Genomic DNA, 22158 nt, shown 5'->3' on the forward strand with positions numbered 1-22158 from the left:
TAAATCTTGCTTTTTTTCTACATTCTCATTGAATTTATGTGTGGGGGGAGTAGTGAAAGGGAGAGTGAGTACACACTGTCTAGGACAGCCTCTTCATCGTGAATGGATATAACTCTCGCAAGTGGAAACTTCTTTGGATTCAACCAACTAATCCATAGGCGGATGTCATTCGCTTCTAGCATCAATATCTCCATGTGATCGGTCTCTCGTATTAGCGCGATCTTAGGATATGATGCATTCTTAAAACCTTCAGCAATCAAGATATCTACTCGGTCAGCCAAAATATCAGCGATCTCTACTAGAGAAGTAGGATTCTGACGCATCCAACGCGTGGCCGTGTTGGATGTAAGAACTGTCTCCACAGCCCCATGTGTTAGATGTTTGCTACTATCTGTTCCAGATTCATCTAATTGAAATCGGTGTGCATCATGTTTCGCGGAACCGACTCGCAAACCAGATGCCGTAAGTTTCGCAATCAATTTGCAAGCAAGTGTTGTTTTACCACTATTCTTGAATCCGATGATTTGCAACACTGGCAAGGTTGTGGGTATTGGATCCAGATTAACATTCACTGACATGAATATCTTTCCCCCTTTACAACAAAATCACTTCGACAAGCGTGCCTGCCTCGTATCCTTTTGGCGATCCCGGGATACAGATTAGACAATTGGCATCGCGTAAAGATACGGTCACACTAGACATATCGTATCCAACTGGTGTTGCTTCTAACATGCCTTCTTTTGAAGAAATCACACCTCGAACGAAGCGTGTGGATCGGTCCGATTTCAAGTAATCCATAGTCAATGTAGCCGTCATGCGTTTCTCTGGTGCAAGTTCAGCCCCCATCATGCCCCGGATAACAGGGCGAAGGAATAATCTACTTCCTACAAAACAAGCTGCTGGATTTCCCGATAATGCGAAGAGGGGCTTACCCTGCCAAAGACCAAACGTTGTTGGACTTCCAGGTCGCATTAACAATTTATTGAATTTCAAATCGCCATCCCATTCTTGTGTCAAGTCATACATAATATCATGATCTCCTACGGATACACCGCCTGTCGTTACGACAATGTCATAGGAAGCTAATGCTTCCATTACTCTCACTGTAGCTAATCTTGTGTCGTCTGGAATGGCGTCTAACATCACCGGAATCCCACCATAATCCTTTACCATAGCTGCAACCATATAACCATTACTATTGCGGATACGTCCAGGTTCAAGTGCATCTTGAACCTCTAACAATTCTGCTCCTGTCGTTAGAATTGCGACTCTTGGTTGCTGAAACACTTCGACGTTGTTCAGACCAAACATAGCCAGCAAAGCCATTTCTCCTGGACCAATACGAACACCCTGACGTAGAACCGTCTCTCCCTCTGCCATCTCGATACCAATTGGGGATACATTATCACCCACATGAACGGCTGCCATCACATGACATGACTCTTGGCCTTCTGAATCTAGACCGCCTTCCGTGGTCATCTCGTATTTAATAACGGCATCTGCGCCATTAGGAACACTTGCCCCCGTCATAATGCGGGCACATTCCCCGCTGTGCAATGTACGATCAGAAGTCTTACCCGCCGGAATATTATCCACCACTTGTAACTTAATAGGATTCTGGAATGTAGCATGTATCGTATCAGAACTCAGAACCGCATAGCCATCCATTCCAGCACGTCGAAAGTGTGGAACAGGCTGTGGGGCAACCACTTCTATGGCTAGATATCTTCCCATACTATTCATAATGGATACCGTTTCTTTATCCATCACATGAACAGATGCTAGCACCATATCCGTTGCTGCTTCTACCGTAATCGCTTTTCTCATGAAATTCTGCTGATGTTTTCTGCCACTCATAAGATGATCCTCCTAGTCCCCATTCCTTCATTATTCGATAGTTTTTCTTGTGTGAATTCCTCCGTATGAGGTTCAACTTCCGTGAATACACCAACATAGTAACTAACTTCGCCAACGTCATTTTCAACTGCATTAATTGTGATGTGTTGTAAAAAGAGTTCACCACTACGTTTTTTGTTCCAAATATCACCGCTCCAAGCACGCTTCTCCTTCAATTGATTCCACATCTCTTCATAGAATGGCTGATCATGTCGACCTGATTTTAGAAATCCAGACTTTTGTCCAATGGCCATCTCTGGCGTATACCCCGTAACCGCTGTATATGCAGGATTGATATTTATAATCGTCCCTTTTTTATTCGTAACAAGGATAGCTTGTGAGGTGCATTGAATAATTTGCTCTGCCAGTTTCACTTGATCCTGCCAATATAAATATAGAACAAGCAACATGCTGGATAGCGCGACCATAGACAGTGCCATGAAGCCAATTGCGTAATGACCCGTGATTGCTAGTAACATGGTTAACATTAATGGCGGGAAGAATCCACCCAATCCCCCAAGGGCCGAGATAAGTCCATTAGCGATACCTGCTTGTTTGGCAAAATACAACGGCACCAATTTGAATAACGTACCATTACCCGTTCCAGCACAGAAACCGATCAGTAGACATCCCATGGAATATAATAGAATGGATGGAGAGAAGGCTAATACAATCCCTCCAATGGTCAATCCACCGAATACATATGCTAATATTTTAAAAGGGTTCAATCGATCACCTAGCCATCCACCAACGGGACGCATAATCGTAGCAATCAACACAAATCCTGCTGTTCGTAATCCTGCATCAATTTTACTGATTTCGAAGTATTGGACGAGATGATTGGGCAAGAACACAGTGAACGCAACGAACGAACCAAATGTTATAAAATAGAAGAAGGAGAGTAACCATAACTTTTCATTTTTATAAATTCCTTTAATCTGCTCCATGAGCGGTGTAGTTAATTTACTTTCTTTACGGTCACCCATGAATAGATTAGCAAATGTAAATACGATAAGTAGGATCATATAGAACTGTACGGTTGCCCTCCACCCGAACTGCGTTGCTAACAAAGGTGCAAAGAATGTACTCATCGCGGAACCGATATTTCCTAATCCATAGATTCCATTAACGAATCCGTGTTTCTCCTGAGGATAATATTTAGGTAATGAAGTGACTCCAACCGAGAATGTCGCACCGGCTATCCCAAGAAATAATCCTCCTGTTATAAGATCTGCGAAGCTGGTAGCTTTACTGATGTAGAACACGGGTACTAATAGAACCACAAAGCTGATGAGAAACATCAGACGAGCACCAAACTTATTGGTCCAATAACCAAATGGGATTCGCAAAATAGAACCTAGCACGATTGGTAATGCCGTAACTAATGACAATTGACCTGGTGTTAACGGGATTCCCTCTTTGATGAAAACGATTAATGATGATAAAATACCCCATACTGCAAAGCCTAGCACAAGACTTAACGTTTGTAGTGGCAGTAATGCCTTTGATGGTTGTTTCATAACCATGCCTCCCATTAGACGAATCGAACTATTATCTATTATCATGGCAGTACGATACGAAACAAAGAAGGGAATTCCCCCATTTATATGTAGGAAATTCCCCATGTGTCATCTTTTTAGTTATACCAATATAATTCATCTAGTAAAAACCGGGTTGGAATGATTAATTTTACGGATTGTTTCTCGAGTTCAATTATAATTTCTAAATCACATTTAAGTGATCTTAGCTGGGATATTACAGGAAGAAAAAGGTCTTGTGTTGCGGGATGAAGAACACCTTCGAATTCGATTAATGTCTGTCCTAACTCATCCTGTCCAATGACCAATTGAGCAGAAGCCTTGGAAACATCACACGCTTGAATCAAGCATGTCAGGATTGCACGAATCTCTTCTTGTCTTTCTATACTTAATCTCGTTATTCGCTGATCTAATAGTTCACAGGTTAGCCCTGCCTTTTTCGCATCATGAAGAAGATTATGGACGGGACCATCCTCTAATTTGGTTGTTAATCCAGCATCGCTACCTTCGATATTACGGTCATTTGCATCCCTAGCATCCATCATACAGATGGGTTCATCATCATATAACTTGGCGAGCACACCAGCAGAATGTTGTACGATCGTTATATCGTTATCTGTAAATTCTCGTCTGCTTCGATGACCAACAAGGAGCACGCCGTAAGGCTCTCTATCCAAATGTAATGGTACCTTTATCGTGATACCAACCCCAGAAGTCAACGATTCCACGAGGAATATTGGAAATTCCAACACTTCATCTTGCACCTCTTCGGGAAATGCCGTGACAATGAGTGGGGAATTGCCTTGAAGCACTTTTCCAGCCATACCTCTGCCCATTCGTACCGCAATCTTTTTATAACGTTCCGATTGCGCTCCAAGTGCGAAACGCCAATATATATCTCGATATAGACCATCCGTCAATGCTACGGCTACGAAATCTAATGCTAACTTCTTCTTAAGTCCTTCCAGCGTCCTTTGAATGCTCAGCTGCAAAGACGTGCTGTTAGTCAATATCAAGCAACCCCCTTCTATATGCCAATTTTATCAGTTCGCGGCGGTTGTCTAACTGTAGCTTCTCCATAATGTTGCCCTTGTGATTCTCCACCGTTTTCACACTAATGAGAAGCAATTCTGCTACTTCCTTATTCGTATATCCTTTTGCAACAAGACTCAGAATCTCCTTTTCCCGTTCTGTTAGAGATTCGAACAAATCCTTCGGTTCCCGTGCTTGACCTTGTAGATATCCTTGAATGACTTTTTTCGTTGCTGATGGATGTAAGTATACAAGCCCTTGTTGTACTTGTGAAATAGCCGTGACAAGTTCAGTTAAAGGTGCAGATTTCAATATGTAACCAGAAGCGCCTGCCTTAAGTGCACGAAATAGATACTGTTCATCATCATGCATAGTTAGAATAACCACCTTCACCTCAGGCATAGATTGCAATAGTTCTCTTGTAGTATATAAACCGTCTCTACCATTAGGGAAACTTAAATCCATCAGTACGATATCTGGGTTCAATTCAAGTGACTGTTTGATGCAGGACAAGCCATCTGCCGCTTCACCAATAACTGTGATATGAGGATGGGCATCGAGAACAGCACGTAATCCACTTCTTACAACGGCATGATCATCTACAATGATAACTTTTATATTCATCTCATTCACTCCCAACTAGATTAACCATGACGTTCTTCAATCGATATATGAACTTGAATTGTAGTTCCTTCTCCAAGTGTAGAATCAATATTAAAAGTACCACCCAGAATTTCTACCCGCTCTTCCATACTATATAATCCGACACCGTCTCGTAATTCAGAGGTCATGACAAAACCAAGTCCATAATCTTTGATAAGTAAATCAGCAGAAGTAGGTTCTAATTTCAATTGAACATCAATGACATCTGTTTGTGAATATTTAGCCGCATTCGTTAGGGCTTCTTGGATAATACGATAGAATGCCGTTTCCATCGCAGTAGGTAATCGCCCGCCATACTCCTCCACTTTGAAATGAACCTGAATACCAAATTTCTGTCCATATGTACGAAAATATTTACGTAGTGCTGCAATCAAACCGATATCATCGAGTGTAGATGGACGTAATTCTGCCGATAAATCGCGAATATCCTCAATTGTATTCCGTATGGCATCTTGCAACGTATCCATAGCGTGATCTGACCATCCCACATCTAACTTCTGTTTCAATACCTCTGTTTGAATAAGAATACTATACAAGGATTGTCCGATTCCATCATGCAATTCACGAGATAATAGCTTTCGCTCATTTTCTTGCGCCATCAGAATAGAATGTGTAATCATCTTCGCAATTTGATGTTGCTCTTGTTGACGTTGTTCTTCCACTTCCCGTATGCGAAGTATACTTAAGGGTCCATGAATCGAATCTACATAATATGACACACTGACATTAACAGCCTTCGTCTCTCCCTTTGGCGTAACTACTTGTAACTCTAATGGTTGTTGTGTTGAATCGAAGGCAAAACAAGTTTGGTACGAACACAACTTATTCAATCCCGGATAGTTAGAACACATTTTGCAGAAGCTTAATGAATTTTCACCTTCATCCAATCTCAACATTGCTTGTGCAGCCGGGTTCATTCGTTTAATATTCATGGAATGATCTACCACAAGGACACCATCTGAGATATGCTCAAATATATTAGCAAGTTGCTCTTGTTCCGATCTGAGCTTTCGTCCTTGTGAATAAATAACAAAGAAGAATACCGTGGTCACGATGAGGACAAAAATAAACATCATCATCGATTGTTGCCAATGAATATCCGTTTTCCCTAACATGCCTCGAATCGAAAATACGATAACAAGTGTCGTGATGATGGTTAACACGCCATTCTTCACCATAAAACCTGCCAATCCAAGCGATCTCCATAACGATGCCATCAATGGTTCTCCTTTCATACTTACCACAATTCTCCTATCTATTCTAACCTATCACATTACAAAAAGGAGTGATCTCAGCCATAAAGATGGCTTCAATCACTCCTAAATATGTCATTTATTTAATGATATCTTTATCCGTCACGGCTCCGTTGGATGCCGAAGATACTAATGCAGCGTACTTCGCTAATACTCCTGTTGTATACTTCGGTGGATGTTTAATCCAGCTCTTACGTCTAACTTCTAATTGCTCTGGCGTAACATTAAATGAAATCTCTTGGGTTATGCTATCAATCGTGATGATATCATCATTCTCCAATAGGGCGATAGGTCCACCAACTTGTGCTTCTGGGGCTACGTGCCCAACTACAAATCCATGTGAACCACCCGAGAAACGACCGTCCGTAATCAGTGCCACATCGCCACCTAATCCCTTACCTACAAGCATGGCTGTTAGTGATAACATCTCCGGCATTCCAGGACCACCCTTCGGACCGGCATAGCGAATGATCACGACATCACCTTTCTTGATCTTATCGTTCACAATCGCTTCAGTTGCTTCATCTTCACTATTGTAGACTCGAGCTGGTCCCTCGAAACGAAGTTTCTTTAATCCACACATTTTAGCTACCGCTCCATCCGGAGCAAGATTTCCTTTTAGTACAACTAACGGTCCACTCGATTTCAGAGGATTATTAAAAGGACGAATGACTTGCTGATCTTTTTTCAAAGAAGGTAATGTTGATAAGTTCTCAGCTATCGTCTTACCCGTAACTGTCATACAGTCTCCATGCAACAATCCCTCTTCTAACAACAATTTCATTACGCCAGGAACGCCACCATTATCATTTAGATCCTGCATAACATATTTACCACTTGGCTTAAGATCTGCTAGATGTGGAACCTTCACTCGGATTCTATCGAAATCATCTAATGACAGATCGACTCCCGCAGAATGGGCGATTGCCAATAGATGAAGAAACGCGTTCGTTGATCCACCAAGTGCCATAACTACCGTGATAGCATTCTCAAAAGCCTTTTTCGTCATAATATCTCTAGGTCTAATATTCTTCTCCAATAGACCTATGACAGCCTCTCCTGCATTTCTACATTCCACTGATTTACCAGAAGAAATCGCTGGTGTAGATGATGAACTCGGTAGAGTCATTCCTAAAGCTTCTGCCGCAGATGCCATTGTATTGGCTGTATACATTCCACCGCATGCCCCCGCTCCAGGACATACGCTACATTCGACTTTGTGTAGTTGTTCTTCGTTGATCGTACCTTCGTGGTAAGCACCAACTGCTTCAAAAGCCGTAACAATATCCACATCTTGTCCATCTAGTCTTCCGGGTTGAATCGTTCCCCCATAAACATAGACGGATGGAATATTCATTCTTCCCATCGCCATCAGACAAGCAGGCGTATTCTTATCACAGCCCCCAATGGCAACTAATCCATCGAAACGTTCTGCATTCGAAACTACTTCGATTGAATCCGCAATAACCTCACGGCTTGGTAGGGAGTATAACATCCCTTCATGGCCCATTGCTATTCCATCAGACACGGTAACGGTATTGAATATTAAGGGCGCGCCGCCATGTTCTTTAATTCCTTCCTTAGCATCTCTTGCTAAGACATCAATGTGCACGTTACATGGTGTGACTTCACTCCAAGTGCTTGCTACACCAACCATCGGTTTTTTGAAATCTTCATCTGTAAATCCAACTGCGCGAAGCATCGCGCGGTTAGGCGTACGATTCACACCTTCACTTATGTCTTTACTACGTGTTCGTAAGTCCTTATACTCCGCCATCTTCCACTCAGCTCCTTTAGTTTGGGGTTGTTCATTATCATCAAATTAATGTATATAGTTCATTCATGGGTCTTAATAAATTTTGTTTCATAATTGCTGACGCTTTCACGGCATCACGTTGTTCCATGGCTTCAATAATTGCCTCATGTTCCTCAACCGATGTATCGGTGTTCGTCTCATGTTGCTTCAGAAACACATATTTAAATCGACGAATATGCGTCTGAATAGTTGAACTAAAGGTTGATACATACAGGTTGTCTGATATTTCCACAATTAAGTTGTGGAATTGCTCATCCATTTCCATCGCTTGATATGGTTGTTTATTCTCAATCGCTTCTGCGAACTTGGCGTTTAACATTTTTAATTGTTCCATTTGATCTGGACCAATCACCGATGTTGCTAATTCCGTTGCCAATGCATGTAAGGTTGCGAACACAGGATACAATTTCAGAATATCATCCTTATTGATATCTTTGACTATGGTAGCTTTCCCAGGATGAACCTCAACCAATCCTTGAACTTCCAACAATAGCAAAGCTTCTCTAATTGGAGTTCGACTGACTCCTAACGCCTCAGCTAATTCAGCATCAATCAATTGTTCTTTAGGTTGAAGTGTTCCATCAATAATCCATCGATGGATCTGCGTGTATGCTCTCTCTTTCGCAGACATTCGTGTAGGCGATGCGTAATCGCTTGGAATCGGCATATCAGCCCTCCTTCATATATGCAATATATCGCATATATGTATTTAATTCAAGAGGTATAAAAAAAGACCACTTTTTTCAAAGTGGTCTTTGCTCAAGCTAGAGCAGAATTATTTGGATAGGAGTGGAGAGAAACCATACTGTAAACCAAGTATATTGTATACGTTTTCATTTGTCAATAACTGTTTCAAAAGTTAATGTAAACACTTTTAAAACTATGAGAATACCGTATATTGTAGTTCTTGTAATATCCTTTTAGCCTTTTCCATATCCTCTTCCACACGAAAAGATAGACGCATAACACCCGGGACTTCTTCTCTACTCTCAATAATCTGTATATTGCTAAGGTTAATTTGTTGAGCACCCAGTTCTGTCGTGATCTTGCCAATAATACCAGGATGGTCAGGTACATTAAGATACAGATCAAACAGCGAAGTAATCATTCCTTTTCTTCCTTCTGGAAGCTCATTACGGAATGCATTCGCTTTGAGGAAGGCATCTTCGATCCCCTGCCCATTATGATTCGTCAACATATCAATAAAGGAAGCAATTCCTTCATTCCAATCTTGCAGTAACCGTAGCATGACCTCATGATTATTCAGAAGAATATCACGCCAAATGACAGGATCGCTAGATGCAATACGAGTGATATCTCTAAATCCTCCAGCTGCTAATCTACGATATAACATATTGGATTCATTATATTCACTAATCTGGTTGACTAAAGCTACAGCGATAATATGAGGCAAATGACTAATGGCACCCACGATTTCGTCATGAAGCTTAGGTTCAACTTTCACAATACGAGCTCTAGTATAAGATATTAGCTTTTCTAACACCTCAACGATATGCGTTGGGACATCTGCTGGTGGACACAATACATAATAGGCGTTCTCGAATAAAAGAATCGATGCAGCATCCACGCCTGATTGTTCCGACCCTGCCATCGGGTGTCCTCCAATGAAATAGACATCCTTAAATGGTAGTGATTTCGCCGCTTCCGATATACTTGCCTTCGTGCTGCCCACATCCGTAATAATACAGCCCTTTTTCAAAGGTAAACGACTTAATTCAGTTAAATATTGTTCTAATTTACCTACTGGAACACAAAGAAATATGACATCCGCATCGGATGCTGCTTCTTCTATCGATTCGGTTGCATAGTCCACAACATCTTTACTCATATATTTATCAATTAATTCAGGGCGGTGGGCATGGCCCACCACCGTGATATCCGGCTCGTCCCTGAAACATAACGCTAATGATCCGCCGATCAACCCCACACCAAAGATAGCTACTTTTGTCTTGTTCATAGTTCTCCACTTCTATTCATCTTAAATTAACATAGCGTCAAATGTTATTTTATACCGAGGCTAGGTTTAATACTTCTTCTAATGTTTGGATAAATATTTGATTCTGTTCTGGCGTACCCACGGTTACTCTAATGTAGTTGGGATATTTCTGATGTCCTGCCCGGACAATGACCCCTTTACGTAACATCGATTGAAACACATTCCCTGACGGCTCAAGAACATCCACCATAATGAAGTTCCCATGTGCAGGTAGATAGGATAGTCCTAGACGGTCAAATTCTTGTTGCAGATAGATTAACCCTTCTGCATTTAATCTTTTGCATTCCTTTATGAACGCTTGATCTTGAAGTGCTGCCATGGCAGCTGCTTGAGCAATACGTGAAGTGTTAAAAGGTTCACGGACCTGATTAATTAATTTAATAACTGCAGCGTTGCCCACACCATAACCTATACGTAAAGAAGCAAGACCATATATTTTGGAGAAGGTACGTAACACAACGATATTTGGATATCTATCTAACAATGTGATGCCATCTGGAAATGAAGAATCGATTACAAATTCACAATAAGCTTCATCTAGTACAACCATTACATGCGGTGGAACAGCATCTAGGAATGTTGTCAATTCGTTCTCCGAAACGATGGTTCCCGTTGGATTGTTAGGATTACAGACCCATACAATCTTCGTCCTTTCATTTACAACAGCTAGCATGGCATCCAGATCATGAACACCATTTTTTAATGGCACTTCAATGCATACAGCACCTTCTATATCTGCGTTACTTTTATATACAGAGAACGTCTGATCAGCCATGATCGTCTCATCACCTGGTACGAAGAAAGCTCGTGTAATCAAGGCAATGATCTCATCAGACCCACAACCAAATATGATTTGATCAGGATTCACATTTAATTGTTGTGCTAATACGGCAGTTAAGTTCACCGAACCACCATCTGGGTAAATACTAATATTGTCGAGTTCTGATAGAATAGCGTCTCTTGTCTTTGGTGATGCACCGTAAGGATTCTCATTAGAAGCTAACTTAATAACCTCGTCCAATCCAAGTTCACGCTTCACTTCTTCAATAGGCTTACCTGGCTGATATACTGGTAGATTAACAATATGGGATTTAGGTTGCATCTTATCCCCCTCACTCTCTGTCTTTTATTCTTTTAATTGTGCCACAAAATCCCGTATTTGCAAGAGACCTTGTTGTCTTGTCTCAACCACATTTAATAATGGGATCACAGATTCAATCTCCCGAACAATAGCACTCCCAACCACTACACCATCACAGATCTGAGAGAAATGGGCTACTTGCTCCTGTGTAGATATGCCAAAACCAACGGCAATCGGAATATCCGTATAATTTCGAACGTTCTGAATAAATTCTTCGACACCTTTATGAAATGTTGCGCGTTCTCCCGTTACCCCTAAAGAGGATACACAGTATATAAACCCACTAGCATTGCTAACAATCTTCTGAATTCTTTCGTTGGATGTCGGGGCTACCAGTGGTATAAAGCTCACTCCCGCTTCATCCGCACGGCGTCTCATATCTTCGGATTCTTCAATGGGAAGATCAGGAATAATTAATCCACTGATCTCATGCGACTTCACCTCTTCAAAGAAAAGATCCAGTCCCATCTGTAAAGCAGGGTTGTAATATGTAAACAATACAAATGGCATCTCCACGCCTGCTTGACGTGCCTTCACTGCCGTCTCCATACAGCTTCTGATTGTTACATGATGCTTCAAAGCCCGCTCTGATGCACGTTGTATTACGGGTCCATCAGCTAATGGATCGGAATACGGTACACCTAACTCGATAATATCTGCTCCTGCAGCCTCGAGTTGGATGATAATATCTACCGTTGTCTCGATATCAGGATCGCCTACGGTCAGAAAAGGCATGAGTGCCGTTTTATTCTGGCTTTTCAGTGCTTGGAATGTTCGTTCCATTCTTTTCATGAAGGGTCTCCTCCCTTATATGCCATGATCGATTCTACGTCTTTGTCCCCACGTCCAGACAGACATATTACGACGATATCATCTTTACTTAAAGTAGGTGCTAACTTGACCACTTGGGCCACAGCATGTGCAGATTCAAGAGCAGGAATGATCCCTTCCGTGCGACACAGGAGTTCCAACGCATCGAGTGCTTCTTGATCGGTGATTGGCACATATTGTACACGTTCAATATCTTTCAGATAAGAGTGCTCTGGTCCAATTCCTGGATAATCTAATCCAGCAGATATAGAATGTGCTTCTTGGATTTGTCCATTGTCATCTTGTAAAAGATAACTCATGGAACCTTGGAATACACCAGGTGTTCCATGTGTCATCGTTGCTGCATGAAAGTCAGTATCCACACCTTTTCCTGCCGCTTCCACGCCAATCATGGCCACTTCCTTGTCTTCAATAAAAGGATAGAACATCCCAATAGCATTACTTCCCCCACCTACGGCAGCAACCAGTACATTAGGTAGTCGTCCTTCACTCTCCAGAATCTGACGTCTTGTCTCATCTCCAATGACTCTTTGGAAATTCCGAACCATCATCGGATAGGGATGAGGCCCCACGGCTGAACCTAGAATATAGAATGTATCTTCTACATGACTAACCCAATAACGAAGTGCCTCATTACAAGCATCTTTCAAAGTACGTGTCCCTGATGTCACTGGAATAACTTCGGCACCCAGAAGTTTCATCCGAAAGACATTCAACGCTTGACGCTTCGTATCTTCTTCACCCATAAATACTTTGCACTCCATACCGAGAAGAGCCGCTACTGTAGCCGTAGCTACACCATGCTGTCCAGCACCGGTCTCCGCAATAACTTTGTTCTTGCCCATACGCTTAGCTAGAATCCCTTGGGCAATCGCATTATTTATCTTGTGAGCGCCTGTATGATTTAAATCCTCACGTTTCAGATAAATTTTAGCTTCACCCAATTGTTGACTAAGTCGTTGCGCATAGTACAGTGGGGTCTCACGCCCGGAGTATTGCTTCAACAAATAATCAATTTCTTCTTGGAAACTTGGCTCTGCTACATTTTCTTTATAGGCCTCCTCTAATTCTAGAAGTGCACTCATTAATGTTTCGGGTACAAAACGACCACCGAATTTACCGAAACGACCATACTCATCTGGCATTTGCGTCATATTTGTTTCACCCTTTCCACAAAAGATTTCATTTTATCTATATCTTTTAAGCCATTGCTTTCAACACCACTAGAAACATCTAGGCCATAAGGATGATACTTCATCACTAATTCGCCTACATTGGATGGATCTAAGCCACCTGCTATCATTAACGGCATGCCATGTGACTCGCACCAAGATTGATATTGTGGAATGACTTCCCAGGAGAACGTGTTCCCTGAGCCCCCACCATAGATTGGGTCGAATGTGTCCAGAAGTATCGCATCGACAGCTCCAACATACTTATCGAGAATATCCTGCATCTTTTGACTAACTCCGTCAAGATTCTCCCTGTCACTTCCTTGTATAGATATCACTTTGAATACTTTCACTCCAAAGCGACGTCTCACCTCATCACAGAATACTGCATCTTCTTGTCCATGCAACTGAATAACATCTAATGGGGCTTGTTCCATCACATGTGCTAACTCGGTTAAGTCTGGGTTGACGAATACCCCCACACTCTTCGGTCTTGTCTCATTCTGCCAATCTTGAAGTTGCTCTATAAGCACTTTTGCTAGTTCTGCCGTCACTTGTCTACGACTATTTGCGAAGACAAATCCAACGAAGTCTAGCGGCAAGTGTAACATAGATTTTAGCACTTCAACGTCCTGAAGTCCACATATTTTTACGATTGTATTTCTCATGTTATCGGCTTTCCTTCAACGCAACAATAGGCCCCATCAACTCATTCACAGCCATTGCAATATCATTGCGACGCATGAAATACTCCCCAATTAACACACCATTTGCTCCCGCTTCTCTTAAATAAGATAAATCATCCACACTAGCTATGCCACTCTCGCTAATCATCGTAATTCCTTTTGGGATCATAGCCATTAATGTAGCGGTCGTCTCCAATGATGTTTCGAAGGTTTGCAGATTACGATTGTTAATTCCAATCAACGAAGCTTGATCTAGTTCTAGTACACCCTCTAATTCCTCCGTATTATGGACTTCAATAAGCGCATCTAATCCAATCGTAGAAGCTGTCTTGATGAAAGTTGATATTTGAGAAGGAGTTAATATACTAGCTATAAGTAGAACAGCATCGGCGCCCAGTAATCGCGCTTCGTAGATTTGATGTTCATCTATGATGAAATCTTTGCGAAGCAATGGTAACTTCACGGCAGCATGAACAGCCTTCAAATATTCACCACTACCTTGAAAATAGTCCACATCTGTTAATACCGATAGACAATCCGCACCGGCCTCTTCATAAGCCAATGCGATCGCTACAGGATCGAAATCCGGACGTATAAGTCCTTTGGACGGGGATGCTTTCTTCACTTCAGCAATCAATCCCATATTTCTACGCTTTCGCGTACTCAATGAGCGTTCAAATCCTCTTGTCTGAGGCATATCAGCAATGATGCCTTCAGCAATCGTTAAATCTAGATTTTTCTTCAATTGTTCTACTTCTTTGATTTTAGTTAGGACGATTTTATCAAGATACATGAGATTCTTCTCCTGTCATTTGGATCAATTGATTTAATTTAGCATAAGCACTACCATTATCTATGGCTTCGGCCGCTAATTTCACACCTTCTTGTATACTGTCTGCAATGCCGGAAATATAAATACAAGCTCCTGCATTTGCTAGAACAACATCACGATATGGACTCTTTTCACCTTGAAGTACAGCACGAGTAATTTCCGCATTCTGATTAGCATCGCCACCCAATACCTTCTCCAGAGGATGCATTTCAAGCCCTAGATCATGCGGAGTTATTTCATACGTTGTCACAACACCTTTTCGCAACTCCGATATTTGTGTAGGGGCTGATATGCTGATCTCATCTAATCCATCAAGACTGGAGACGACTAGGGCTCTCTTCAATCCCAGCTCCTTGAGTACATTCGCAATGGTCTCTGTCATGTTGCGATCATAAATCCCCAACAGTTGACGATCAGCACCAGCGGGATTCGTCAGTGGACCCAGCATATTAAATACCGTACGAATGCCTAGCTCTTGACGCGGTGCTGCTGCATGGCGCATCGATGGATGATAGATTTGAGCGAACAAGAAGCATATACCGATCTCATCCAAACAATGTTTCGCTTGTTCTGCCGTAATATTGATATTCACACCAAGCGCTTCTAGTACATCCGCACTTCCTGCACGACCAGAGGCTGATCGATTGCCATGCTTCGCTACTCGAACAGATACCGCCGACGAAATAATAGCAGACGTTGTTGAAATGTTAAATTTATGGATTCCTGAACCACCTGTACCACAAGTGTCGAGCAATTGGGAACTTTCTGTCAGTATCCGTGAACCTGCTCCCCTCATAGCCTCAGCGAAACCTGTGATTTCCTCCACAGTTTCACCTTTCATCCGAAGCGCTGTTAATAATCCACCGATTTGCGCTTGTGTCACTGATCCTTCCATGATGCGTTCCATAATGGATCTAGCTTCTTCACGTGTAAGATGGTTACCTTGCATCAACTTCGATAAATTTGATTTGATCATCGCTGCATGCTCTATTTGATTACCTTGTTTGTTAACCATACTCAACTGTTCTGTTCTCTTCTCCACTATGCTCATCTCCATATCTTTTATTTGTTTCTGCTCATCTCAACATTTATGGCGTATATTCGTATAAATAATCTTGATTTATCGTATCATCTATTCTCTGCTTAGATGGAAACATCAACTCAGCTGTACGGATTGCTTTTAACAAAGCTTTGGCTTTATTCACGGTTTCTTCGTACTCTTTCTCGGGAACTGAATCCCACACAATCCCTGCTCCTGCCTGAATATATGCCTTCCCTTTGCGGAAAATTAACGTGCGTATTGTAATACATGAATCCATATTCCCTGAGAATCCTAGGTATCCAATAGCACCAGCATAGGCCCCTCGTGCTTCTTTCTCTAACTCAGCTATAATCTCCATGGCTCTAAGCTTAGGTGCTCCTGATACCGTTCCAGCAGGTAAACAAGATATAAATGCATCGAAGAAGTCTTTGTCTTCACGTAACTGTCCAGATACACTTGAGACGATATGCATGACATGGGAGTACTTCTCGATCTCCATCAGTGAATCACATTTCACCGTTCCAAATTGCGAGACCCTTCCTAGATCATTACGTCCAAGATCGACCAACATGAGATGTTCCGCTCGTTCCTTCTCATCTGCCAGCAATTCCTCTGCCAAAGCCCGATCTTCGCTATCTGTGACACCTCGGGGTCTTGTTCCCGCGATGGGCCGAGTCTCTACTCGGTCTCCATCTACCTTGACTAGTGCTTCCGGAGAAGTTCCTACTATAATTTCATCATCCATTTTTAAATAGTACATATATGGAGAAGGATTTAACGTTCTAAGTACACGATATACATGTAATGGTGATACTTCGGTCTCGATATGAAAACGTTGAGACAATACCACTTGAAATATATCTCCCGCTCGAATATATTCTTTCGCTTGTTCGACGTTGGAAATATATTGTTCCTTAGTCATATTTGATTTAATTTCGCCTAATTCTACATCCTGCGGGATGCTATGACGATTTACATTCTCACGTGGACCTTGTTCTTGCAATTGCTCAGCAATGGCTTCCAATTTACGACTAACTTCTTCGTATGATTGCGTGATATCCAGATTGGTGTCTCCATCTTTGACATGCACATTACCTACAAGTAAGATTTGTTGTTTCACATGATCAAACACAATGACTGTATCACAGAACATGAAGCGGATATCATCCATATGGAGGTCATCTACAGCATGTGCAGGTAAATTCTCGTAGTATTGAAGTAAATCATACCCAAAGAATCCGATGGCACCACCTGTGAATGGAGGCATTTCCTCTAGTTTGGGACTACGATAGGAACGTAATACAGCCTTAAGTTCCTCTACTGGCTTCCCCTTCATCACTTCTTCTACACCATTTTTTTCTAGTACAATACGACCTTGTTTACCTGATATCATGAGGAATGGGTTCGTTCCGATAAAAGAATATCTTCCCCATTGACTTCCCCCTTCAACACTTTCCAACAGAAATGCATGGCTTTCTTGAGCATATCTTTGGAATATACGAATCGGTGTCTCCATATCAGATAGAAGTCTTTTCACAACAGGGATCAAATTATATTGCGTGGATAATGATATTATTTTCTCTAAACTAGGGGTCATCATGACCATCCCTCCCTTATCATAAATATAAGAAAAACCTCTACCGTGGTAGAGGTTTATTAGATCATTAAGTATATGGAAGAGTCCGGTCACTTAACCATATATTCTTGATCGTATGCCCCAATAGATATACTAAAGGAATACGTACAAGAATCAGAATATGATTCAGTACCGAATGTAATAACTTATGGACTCTGCTCAACTATACTCATCTCAACTAAACTCTACTCATCTAAGCTCACTATACATGATTCCAATGAACTTTGACAACCCTGAAATTAAATATTTTTCCGTACTTTAGCTTGAAAGATCAGGCCGCAACTTACGTGCATCGTTAAGATACACATGTTGCATTTCTTTTTGGCTCTTCATGGTATTCACTTGAATCATGAACCGAATACACAGAGGAAGACTACCTTGAACAGGAATTTCCATCGAACACATCAATGGAACTAAATCCCATCCTTCTAGTTGGCGAATAGCTCTAGCAGGAAAAGTCGCATCCAAATCATGTGTCATTGTGATCCATACACTACAGATGTCTTCTGGTTCAATCTCATTACGGACGACAATCTCTCGAAGAAGTGTCATTGTCTCTTGCAGTATTTCCTGCTCATCATTTCGCGAAACGCTTGTTGCACCACGAATACCACGGTTATACAAGAGCTTTCCCTCCTTCTCTAAGCTGGTCGATGGTATGCCTAACAAGCTGTTCTGGAATATCCTTCACAATGCTTACCGACCCGATCGACTCAGGTATAATAAAGAGCATCTGCCCTTCCCTAAATTTCTTATCATGTTTCATGGCATTCATAATGTCATCTGTAGATAAATGTGCGGCCATCGTAACGGGTAGACCAATGGATTGCAACATACTCACCGTTTCATTATAGATATCCGCATCTCTTCCCAGACGAACAGCCAATAACGCTGACCCAGCCATGCCGATTGAAATAGCCTCGCCATGCAAGTATTCACCATAACCTGCCACAGCCTCAATCGCATGTCCAATTGTATGTCCAAGATTTAGAATAGCTCGCAGATCATTTTCTCTTTCATCAAGAGAGACGATCTCTGCCTTGATCGAACAACCACGCTCTAATCCGTATCCTAATGTCTCGGGATCAAGTGCCAGCAATTCAGTTGCATGTTCCCTACACCATCTAGCGAAATCACCGTCACGAATAAGACCATGTTTCAACATTTCAGACAGACCTGCGGACACTTCCCTCGCAGGTAACGACTGTAACGTATCCAGATCATATAGGACAAGTTCCGGTTGATGAAATGCACCAATCATATTTTTAGCCAAAGGGTGATTAACGGCTACTTTGCCACCAACACTACTATCGTGGGCAAGAATTGTCGTTGGGATCTGAATGAATTTCACTCCGCGCATATACGATGCAGCGACGAAGCCTGCCAAGTCACCAACGACGCCACCACCTAGGGCAATGACAGCCGAATTCCGATCTAATCCACCCTCAATCGCTGTAGTCATAACATCTTCGAATACGACTAATGATTTGGATGTCTCACCTGATTTGACAACATGTGAGACTGTATTATACCCCGCTTCATTAAGCAATGCTTCTGTCTTGACTAGATAATGCGGAGCAATACGATCATCTGTCACAATCAATAATGGGCTTTGAGTAGATATCCCATGTTGCTTGAAATACTGACCTATACGGCTCAACAGACCTGATCCAATATAAATAGGATATGAACGCTCACCTAGATCGACATTCACAGTTCTCATATTTAGTAACTCTCCAATTGAGCGAGATATTGATTATAATTCGCTTTAATCTCGTCCATCGAATCACCACCGAATTTCTCCATAAATGCTTTAGCAATTTCCCATGCAACGACATGTTCCATCACTACACTAGCAGCTGGAACTGCACATGCATCCGAGCGCTCAACTTGAGCAGTAAAAGCTTCTTTGGTATCGATGTCTACACTTTGAAGTGGTTTATATAATGTAGGTATTGGCTTCATAACCCCACGAACCACAACTGGCATTCCGTTAGTCATACCACCTTCAAATCCACCTAATCGATTGCTTGCCCGGTGATAGCCCTTCTCGTCGTTATACATGATCTCATCATGAACTTGCGAACCACGGAGTACACCTGCTTCAAATCCAATCCCAATCTCTACACCCTTAAATGCGTTGATTGACATCACACCTTGCGCAATACGTGCATCAAGCTTACGATCATATTGGACATAGCTACCTAGACCAATAGGAACGCCTTCTACGATACATTCGACCACACCACCGATAGAATCGCCATCTTCTTTAATCTGATCGATATAAGCTTCCATCTTCTTCTCCGTCTCTGCATCAACTACGCGCACAGAGGACTTCTCAGTCTGCTCTATCAATTCATCTATGGATAAATCATGTGCAGGAGCTTCGATCTCGCCGATACGGATAACTTGGCCAGCGATTTTGATTCCGAATGCCTCTAGAAATTGACGTGCAATAGCACCACATGCCACACGAACGGTTGTCTCTCTTGCACTAGAACGTTCTAGTACATTACGCAAATCTTTCAGATTATACTTGAGTCCACCATTCAGATCCGCATGTCCAGGACGAGGACGGTGTACACGACGTTTCTCTTCGTCAGTACCTTCAATAGGCTCTATATTCATAATGTTACGCCAATGGGTCCAGTCATTATTCGCAACAACGAGTGCCACAGGTGCTCCTGTTGTATACCCGTGTCGAACACCACCGACAATTTGCGCCGTATCTTTCTCGATTTGCATACGTCTTCCGCGACCGTATCCTTTTTGACGACGATGTAATTGAAAGTTAAGCGCTTCGAAATCCAAAGTTAAATTACTTGGCAGACCTTCAATAATGGCGGTCAGTTGGGGTCCGTGAGTCTCCCCTGCTGTTAAATAGCGTAAACTCATGTTATTTTCCCCCTTTATACTTTCATACTGTGAATGGCTAAATTCCGATAATATCTTTGCTTATTATAGTATAGGACATAGACTTTGACAACAATACGTATTCTCATTTATCGTTAATCATAACAAAAACGCCGTTCTCCACAATGAAAGGATACGGCGCATAGGACAGGATACTTCACTACTATTGATCGGTTGAGACTAATGTATCAACCAATATACGATCTTGTGCGAAATCAAATATCAAACGATTGAGTTGCACTTGTTCTAATCCTAGAATCTGACCACATTCTTGAATCGTAATGAATCCTCGCTGATAGGCCTTGATCACCTTACGCTTATCCAATAGTAAATCATCCCTTCACTAACCCATAATGTACTATGAATAGTAGTATCGTGTAGTGGAGAGGATAATATACATTTTTGATCATGCAATCTAGGCTTTTTTACGATAAAAGAAAGTTTCCGTTGGTTCAAGTCCGAATTGCGCTGGAGAGAATATCTGTTCTGTACTACCCACAAACAAGTATCCCCCTGGACGAAGACTCTTAGCAAATTTATGATATAACATATTCTTCGCATCTTCCGTGAAATAGATCATTACGTTACGACAAACAATGAGATCATAGGAATTCTCGAAAGTATCCAGCAATAGATTCTGTTTCTTGAATTGAACAGATTTCTTCAAAGCATCATCGATTCGATACATTAAACCGTCTTGTGTGAAATATCTATTTGCAACATCTTTAGGAACATCCTTCAACGAACGCTCTAGGTAATGTCCTTTGTTCGCCTTATCTAATGCCCCATCATCAATATCTGTAGCAACGAGATTCGTATTTGATAATAGCTTCTTGTCCGATAGAATCATTGCTAACGTATAAGGCTCTTCACCTGTAGAACATGCTGCACTCCACACTTTAAGACGCCCTGTGTTGCTACTAACAAGCTCAGGAAGAATAATATCTCGAAGAACTTCCCAACGGTTCGGATTACGCCAGAACTCAGATACGTTAATAGTCATTCGATCTAAGAATTCATATAACAAGCTTTTATCTTGCTTCATTGCCTGAAAGAATAATTGAAAGGATGTATATCCATGTTTCGTACGGAGTGTCGTTAAGCGGCGCTTCATTTGTCCTTCTTTATACTGCGAAAGGTCTATCCCTGTCGCTTTTTTAATGGATTCTATAAATGAAATATAGTCATGGTCAACGGCTGTACTCTCTGTAACAATGTTTTTCGGGAGTGTTTTGTTCATTATATCCATGTTGTAAGCTCTTTCGTATACTTCACAAGTTCTTCTGCTGTGAAGAAGTTACCAATCTCTCTCTCACTACTCGTTATAGAATCCGATCCATGAATCAAATTATATGGTGTGTGTGCTGCGAAATCTCCCCGAATGGTTCCTGGTTGTGCTTCTTTGACATTGGTTTTACCAATAATCATTCTGGATAATTCGATGATATCATCACCTTCCCATACCATAGCAAAGACAGGTCCAGAAGTAATGAAATGGACTAGATTAGGAAAGAAGTCCTTCCCAATATGTTCTTTATAATGAAATTCTGCTTGCTCTTGTGTTATGTTTGTAAACTTACATGCGACTAGCGTAAATCCCTTATCTTCCAATCGACTTACTATTCTTCCAATTAATCCACGTTGTACACCATCAGGCTTAATCATTAGAAAAGTCTGTTCCATGGTATCA

The 22158-nt window shown here is 41.7% G+C and carries 22 protein-coding genes; all 22 read right to left on the reverse strand.

The window, feature by feature from the left end; all coding sequences use genetic code 11:
• Positions 1-17: 17 nt before the first annotated feature.
• The 22 genes from mobB to ndk all read right to left on the reverse strand — a co-directional run bounded on the left by mobB (position 18) and on the right by ndk (position 22151).
• Complete coding sequence (gene mobB / locus ACH8E3_RS00975) at positions 18-578, reverse strand: molybdopterin-guanine dinucleotide biosynthesis protein B (protein ID WP_458630711.1); 561 nt, start codon at positions 576-578, stop codon at positions 18-20.
• A gap of 16 nt (positions 579-594) precedes the next feature.
• Positions 595-1857, reverse strand: a complete 1263-nt coding sequence (locus tag ACH8E3_RS00980; RefSeq protein WP_458630712.1) for a molybdopterin molybdotransferase MoeA — start codon at positions 1855-1857, stop codon at positions 595-597.
• A complete protein-coding gene (locus tag ACH8E3_RS00985) occupies positions 1854-3416 on the reverse strand; it encodes a nitrate/nitrite transporter (RefSeq protein WP_458630713.1) in 1563 nt (520 codons plus the stop codon). The genes ACH8E3_RS00980 and ACH8E3_RS00985 overlap by 4 nt, the downstream gene beginning before the upstream one ends.
• A gap of 116 nt (positions 3417-3532) precedes the next feature.
• A complete protein-coding gene (locus ACH8E3_RS00990; RefSeq protein WP_458630714.1) occupies positions 3533-4444 on the reverse strand; it encodes a GAF domain-containing protein in 912 nt (303 codons plus the stop codon).
• A complete protein-coding gene (locus ACH8E3_RS00995; RefSeq protein ID WP_458630715.1) occupies positions 4437-5090 on the reverse strand; it encodes a response regulator in 654 nt (217 codons plus the stop codon). Before ACH8E3_RS00995 ends, ACH8E3_RS00990 begins: the two co-directional genes overlap by 8 nt.
• A 20-nt stretch (positions 5091-5110) precedes the next feature.
• Positions 5111-6346, reverse strand: coding sequence for a sensor histidine kinase (locus tag ACH8E3_RS01000; RefSeq protein ID WP_458630716.1), 1236 nt, complete (start codon positions 6344-6346; stop codon positions 5111-5113).
• 115 nt (positions 6347-6461) lie between these two features.
• Positions 6462-8159: a dihydroxy-acid dehydratase gene (gene ilvD, locus ACH8E3_RS01005; RefSeq protein WP_458630717.1), complete on the reverse strand. Its 1698-nt coding sequence runs from the start codon at positions 8157-8159 to the stop codon at positions 6462-6464.
• Positions 8160-8199: 40 nt separating this feature from the next.
• A complete protein-coding gene (locus tag ACH8E3_RS01010; RefSeq protein ID WP_458630718.1) occupies positions 8200-8865 on the reverse strand; it encodes a GntR family transcriptional regulator in 666 nt (221 codons plus the stop codon).
• A gap of 213 nt (positions 8866-9078) precedes the next feature.
• Positions 9079-10176 (reverse strand): prephenate dehydrogenase, encoded by a 1098-nt coding sequence (locus tag ACH8E3_RS01015; RefSeq protein ID WP_458630719.1) that lies wholly within the window; start codon positions 10174-10176, stop codon positions 9079-9081.
• A 49-nt stretch (positions 10177-10225) separates the two neighbouring features.
• A complete protein-coding gene (gene hisC / locus ACH8E3_RS01020; protein WP_458630720.1) occupies positions 10226-11317 on the reverse strand; it encodes a histidinol-phosphate transaminase in 1092 nt (363 codons plus the stop codon).
• A gap of 24 nt (positions 11318-11341) precedes the next feature.
• The gene (gene trpA, locus ACH8E3_RS01025; protein ID WP_458630721.1) at positions 11342-12148 is read right to left on the reverse strand and encodes a tryptophan synthase subunit alpha; all 807 of its coding nucleotides are present in this window, start codon (positions 12146-12148) and stop codon (positions 11342-11344) included.
• A complete protein-coding gene (gene trpB / locus ACH8E3_RS01030) occupies positions 12145-13341 on the reverse strand; it encodes a tryptophan synthase subunit beta (RefSeq protein ID WP_458630722.1) in 1197 nt (398 codons plus the stop codon). Before trpB ends, trpA begins: the two co-directional genes overlap by 4 nt.
• Positions 13338-14027, reverse strand: a complete 690-nt coding sequence (locus ACH8E3_RS01035) for a phosphoribosylanthranilate isomerase (RefSeq protein WP_458630723.1) — start codon at positions 14025-14027, stop codon at positions 13338-13340. The genes trpB and ACH8E3_RS01035 overlap by 4 nt, the downstream gene beginning before the upstream one ends.
• A gap of 1 nt (position 14028) precedes the next feature.
• Positions 14029-14838 carry an indole-3-glycerol phosphate synthase TrpC gene (gene trpC, locus ACH8E3_RS01040; protein WP_458630724.1) on the reverse strand — a complete coding sequence of 270 codons (810 nt, stop codon included), beginning with the start codon at positions 14836-14838 and terminating at the stop codon, positions 14029-14031.
• Entirely contained in the window at positions 14828-15868 is a 1041-nt protein-coding gene (gene trpD, locus ACH8E3_RS01045) for an anthranilate phosphoribosyltransferase (RefSeq protein WP_458630895.1), read from the reverse strand. The genes trpC and trpD overlap by 11 nt, the downstream gene beginning before the upstream one ends.
• A 97-nt stretch (positions 15869-15965) precedes the next feature.
• Positions 15966-17519, reverse strand: coding sequence for an anthranilate synthase component I (trpE, locus tag ACH8E3_RS01050; RefSeq protein ID WP_458630725.1), 1554 nt, complete (start codon positions 17517-17519; stop codon positions 15966-15968).
• Between the two features lie 294 nt (positions 17520-17813).
• Positions 17814-18179, reverse strand: coding sequence for a chorismate mutase (aroH, locus tag ACH8E3_RS01055; protein WP_458630726.1), 366 nt, complete (start codon positions 18177-18179; stop codon positions 17814-17816).
• Complete coding sequence (gene aroB, locus ACH8E3_RS01060; protein WP_458630727.1) at positions 18172-19278, reverse strand: 3-dehydroquinate synthase; 1107 nt, start codon at positions 19276-19278, stop codon at positions 18172-18174. Before aroB ends, aroH begins: the two co-directional genes overlap by 8 nt.
• A gap of 2 nt (positions 19279-19280) precedes the next feature.
• On the reverse strand, positions 19281-20450 hold the full coding sequence (gene aroC / locus ACH8E3_RS01065; protein WP_458630728.1) for a chorismate synthase: 1170 nt from the start codon (positions 20448-20450) through the stop codon (positions 19281-19283).
• Between the two features lie 181 nt (positions 20451-20631).
• Complete coding sequence (locus tag ACH8E3_RS01070; RefSeq protein ID WP_458630729.1) at positions 20632-20793, reverse strand: hypothetical protein; 162 nt, start codon at positions 20791-20793, stop codon at positions 20632-20634.
• Between the two features lie 90 nt (positions 20794-20883).
• Entirely contained in the window at positions 20884-21717 is an 834-nt protein-coding gene (locus ACH8E3_RS01075; protein ID WP_458630730.1) for a CheR family methyltransferase, read from the reverse strand.
• Entirely contained in the window at positions 21708-22151 is a 444-nt protein-coding gene (gene ndk, locus ACH8E3_RS01080) for a nucleoside-diphosphate kinase (RefSeq protein ID WP_458630731.1), read from the reverse strand. The genes ACH8E3_RS01075 and ndk overlap by 10 nt, the downstream gene beginning before the upstream one ends.
• Positions 22152-22158 lie beyond the last annotated feature (7 nt).

This window comes from Paenibacillus sp. CMAA1364 (genome assembly GCF_054373195.1).